Consider the following 3,115-nt stretch of genomic DNA (forward strand, 5'->3'; position numbering starts at 1 on the left):
AGTGTTTATAACTTACGCATAACTATAAGTTTTCGGGAACCCCCAGCCTAGCTGGGGGTTTTCTTTTAACCAAAAAACGCCCCCGCTCCGCAACCGGAGGGGGGGCGCATGAGAGAATTTCAGACGAAAAGGCTTCGCCCGAAACTATTCTTCCATGGCTTCCTTGAAGCGCGTCTGAAGGGCCTGCATCTTGGCCTTCTTGTCGATGAGATCGGCATGACGGGCCTTTTCGGACTCCACGAGATCGGCCGGAGCACGCTTGACGAAGTTCTCGTTGGAGAGCTTGGCGTCAAGGGCCGCGAGATCCTTGTCGACCTTGCCGATTTCCTTGTCGAGACGAGCCAGTTCGGCCTTGAAGTCCACCGCGCCGGTGAGCAGCACGATGACTTCGCAGCCGCGCACCACGTTGCTGGCCGAAGCCTTGGGAGCATGGGCATTCCTGTCGATGGTGAGGCTTTCGAGCCTCGCCAGATCGAAGAATCCGCGGTTCGCCTCAAGAAGCGCGGACTGCTCGTCGCTGGCCGGATGCAGCACCACGCTGAGCCTGTAGGAAGGCTTGATGTTGAGTTCCGCGCGGATGGTGCGGATGGCGCTGATGGCCTCCTGCAGGAAGACCATGTCGTCGGACTCCCGGCTCTTCACGCACTGAGGACGGAATTCAGGATAAAGCTGCGTGGCGATGTCCGTGCCTTCATGACCGGGCAGGGCGTTCCATACCTCGGCAGTGACAAAGGGAATCATGGGATGCAGCAGCAGGAGAATTTCGCGCAGCACGGTGTAGAGCACGTACTGGGCCTCTTCCTTCGCCTCTCCCTCTTCCTTCATGTCGGCCTTGATGAGTTCAAGATACCAGTCGCAGAACTCGTTCCACAGGAACTTGTACACGCACTGAGCCGCGTCGTTGAAGCGATAGCTTTCGAGCGCGGCATCCTCTTCCGCCTTGATTTCCTCGAGACGGTTGAGAATCCACTTGTTGTGCAGTCCCTTGACGGCACCGAGATCGACGGCCTTGGGCTCGCCTTGTTCGGGCAGGTTCATAAGGGCAAAGCGCGAAGCGTTCCACACCTTGTTCACGAAGTGACGGTAGCCCTCGATGCGCTCCTCGGACATTCTGATGTCGCGTCCCATGGCGGCAAAGGCCGCCAGCGTGAAGCGCAGGGAGTCCGCGCCGTACTTGCGAATCATGTCCTGCGGGTTGATGCCGTTGCCGAGAGACTTGGACATCTTGCGGCCCTGAGCGTCGCGCACGAGAGCATGGATGTAGACCTCGCGGAAGGGCACTTCACCCATGAAGTGCTGGCCCATCATGATCATGCGGGCCACCCAGAAGAACAGAATGTCGAAGGCCGTGACGAGCACGCTGGTGGGATAGTACTTCTTGAGCGTCTCGGTATGTTCGGGCCAGCCCATGGTCGAGAAGGGCCAGAGCGCGGAAGAGAACCACGTGTCGAGCACGTCGGGATCCTGTTCCAGCTTTTTGCCGCCGCACTTGGGGCATACCGTGGGATCTTCCTCGGCAACGATGAGCTCGCCGCAGTCGGCACAGGTCCACGCGGGAATGCGGTGGCCCCACCAGATCTGGCGGCTGATGCACCAGTCGCGGATGTCGTCCAGCCAGTTGTAGTAGGTCTTGGTCCAGCTCTCGGGATAAATCTTGATTTTGTCCGGCACGGCGGCGCGGGCGGCGGGAGCCATCTTGCTTATGGCCACGAACCACTGGTCGGACACGTAGGGCTCGATGACGGTCTTGCAGCGGTAGCAGCAGCCCACGCTGTGGGAAAGCGGCTCTTCCTTCACAAGATGCCCGTTCTCACGCAGCTCTTCCACAATGGCCTTGCGGCATTCCTCGCGGCTCATGCCGGCGTAGCGGCCGCACACGTCGCTCATGCACATGTTGCCGTTGTCGTCGATGACCTGGATGAATTCCAGATTGTGGGCGTGGCCGAGCTTCCAGTCGTTGGGGTCGTGGCAGGGCGTGACCTTGAGGCAGCCGGTGCCGAACTCGCGATCAACGTAGCGGTCGGCAATGAGCGGAACCTCGCGGTTGACCACGGGCACGATGAGCTTCTTGCCCACAAGGCCGGCGTAACGCTCGTCTTCGGGGTGCACGCACACCGCGGAGTCGCCGAGAATGGTCTCGGGACGGGTGGTGGCGATGGTCACGGAACCGGAGCCGTCGGCGAAATCATAGCGCACATGCCAGAGCATGCCCTTGGAATCAATGTGGTCCACTTCGTCGTCGGCCAGGGCGGTGTGGCAGCGCGGGCACCAGTTGACGATGTACTTGCCCTTGTAGATGAGCCCTTCCTTATAGAGCTGCACGAACACCTTGCGCACGGCGCGGGCGAGATTGTCGTCCATGGTGAAGGCTTCGCGCGTCCAGTCCACGGAGGAGCCGAGTTCCTTTATCTGCTCCAGAATCTGGCCGCCGTACTGCTTCTTCCAATCCCAGACGCGTTCGATGAAGGCTTCGCGTCCCACGTCATGACGGGACTTGCCTTCCTTGGCAAGGGCGCGCTCCACCACGTTCTGCGTAGCGATGCCCGCGTGGTCGGTGCCGGGAATCCACAAGACGTTCTTGCCCTTCTGACGGGCATGACGGCAGAGTATGTCCTGAAGAGTCTGGTTCAGGGCATGACCGATGTGCAGAATGCCCGTGACGTTGGGCGGAGGAATGACGATGGAATAGGGGTCGCCGGGGGCGGACAGGTCGGGCGTGAAGGTCTTGGTCTCTTCCCAGTGCTTGCGCCAGTGAGCTTCCACTTCCTGCGGTTCATAGGCTTTGGACAGCATTTCAAGGCTCCAGTGAGTTAAAATGTCCGCCCTCCCGCAACGGGACGGCGCAGCTATGCGCCTTTTCGACGGAAATGCAGCGTACGGCCGGCCCTTGCAGGCGACGGCAGCCACAGCCGGGGCATGCCCGGCATGCCTCTTCCGCCGTCCCTTCTCTTGCCGAACGGGCGGCTTGTGCGTATGCATAGGCACGGAGGGAAGACATGATTGCCATTTTGTGGAACGCATCCCATATCTGGGGATATCTGCTGCTGCACGCCGTTCGTTCGACGGGCATTCCCTTCCGTGTACTCAAAGGGTTAGACATAGCCCAGACCGGTCT

Annotated in this window: 1 protein-coding gene; it reads right to left on the minus strand. The window is 60.2% G+C overall.

Annotated features, from left to right (window positions below; genetic code table 11):
- Positions 1-144: 144 nt before the first annotated feature.
- Positions 145-2,793, minus strand: coding sequence for a valine--tRNA ligase (locus Q0J81_RS10895; protein ID WP_294447860.1), 2,649 nt, complete (start codon positions 2,791-2,793; stop codon positions 145-147).
- Positions 2,794-3,115 lie beyond the last annotated feature (322 nt).

The organism is uncultured Mailhella sp. (assembly GCF_944324575.1).
Lineage (GTDB): Bacteria > Desulfobacterota > Desulfovibrionia > Desulfovibrionales > Desulfovibrionaceae > Mailhella.

Coding starts and splice junctions, on each gene's coding strand:
- Q0J81_RS10895 (WP_294447860.1), bottom strand. CDS start 2,793: ATGCTGTCCAAAGCCTATGAACCGCAGGAAGTGGAAGCTCACTGGCGC.